This window comes from Neobacillus sedimentimangrovi (assembly GCF_010614825.1).
GTDB classification, from domain to species: domain Bacteria; phylum Bacillota; class Bacilli; order Bacillales; family Cytobacillaceae; genus Neobacillus; species Neobacillus thermocopriae.
Map to the genome: position 1 here is coordinate 1 of NZ_JAAFZF010000102.1, position 1,323 is coordinate 1,323.

The following is a 1,323-nucleotide window of genomic DNA, read 5'->3' on the forward strand; positions in this document are numbered from 1 at the left end:
GGTTCTCCGTCAAATGTTGGGGTGGTAAAGAAATCAGGCCACCCCTATCCTATATGTAGACCCATTCCTTTATACTGATGTCTCAATAAGATTCTTGCTCGAAATCTCTTGAAGTTTTTATATCCATAGCCGTTTCGCTTGATGACTTTTGTGGTATTATTAATTCCTTCCAAAAAGCCATTGGAATGACCATACACAAAGCTATTCAGGATTTCTACTTGCCAATTTCGAAACGTTTCTATCGCTTGTTTCATCTCTGGAATTCCTGATTCCTCTACTACTTGATAAAATGCTTCCAGCTCTTTTTTTACCTCTTTAATCTTTTCTTGACCGATTTCTTTCGCTCGGTTAAACCATACTTGATAACGTTCTTTTAGTTCATAGGCTTTTTTTAGCTCTTCCGACATATTCAAATAGCGTTCTAAATGCCACTGATCGTCTTCAGTTAAAGTGTTTTGAGGTTTATAAAAAATGTACCTTTTTCTTTTGCACTTTTTACGGTCATAGTCGTGAAACTGCTGCTGAATACGCCTGCGAACTCGATCAATCCCCCAATAAATATAACGACAAAAATGAAAACGATCCGCCACAATCACTGGGTTACCTAGGGCCGAACGAACGGCTGCCTTAAAAGAAGGACTCATATCCATAATCACCACTTGAACGTGGTGACCATACCTTTGAAGGTAGTCTTTTATCGTCTTTTTATTTCGGTTCGGTAGGATGTCTAGGGGTTGCTTAGTGATCCCATCGGCGATGATGAGTTGATACTTTCCTTCTCTTGTATCTCCTTTATATTCATCAATCGCAATCACTCGGGGTAGTGACTCTACTTGCTTGACTTCCGTTTGAGCGATTTGATCAAATCGCCTCATAATGGTCGTGGATGAGGTTCCGTAAACATCCCCTACTTCCTTAAATGTCTTTCCCTTAATAGCGCATACGGACACGGCCTGATTCCATTCAATCGATGTTCGTTGATATCGTTTGACAAACGTATTCTTTTCGGAAAAGCGTTTTCCGCAAGCACAGGCATATCGACGACGTTTATACCAAATATACGTCATCCGTTCAAACCATTTTAAATGTTGAACTTTTTGCCATCGATAATCATGAACTTTGTTGGTGAGCTGACCACAGTCAGGACAAGGGTGAGGCTTTCGCTCCATTTCCACATAGAGGAAGATTTCACCTTTACGCTCCTCCATTTTTATCACCTGACAGCCTTTTAATCCTGGGATATTCATGATAGAATTCATAGTACACGCAACTCCATTCTTTTTGCTTGTTTCTGGACAATTCAAGTATAAAAGAATGACGGGG

1 protein-coding gene is annotated in these 1,323 nt (G+C 40.1%); it reads right to left on the reverse strand.

What is annotated here, in order from left to right; genetic code table 11:
* Positions 1 to 44: 44 nt before the first annotated feature.
* On the reverse strand, positions 45 to 1,259 hold the full coding sequence (locus GZA11_RS16380) for an ISL3 family transposase (RefSeq protein ID WP_038537718.1): 1,215 nt from the start codon (positions 1,257 to 1,259) through the stop codon (positions 45 to 47).
* Between the last annotated feature and the right edge of the window lie 64 nt (positions 1,260 to 1,323).

Bases quoted from the DNA above. Each gene is read 5' to 3' on its own strand.
- GZA11_RS16380 (WP_038537718.1), bottom strand. From the start codon at position 1,259: ATGAATTCTATCATGAATATCCCAGGATTAAAAGGCTGTCAGGTGATA.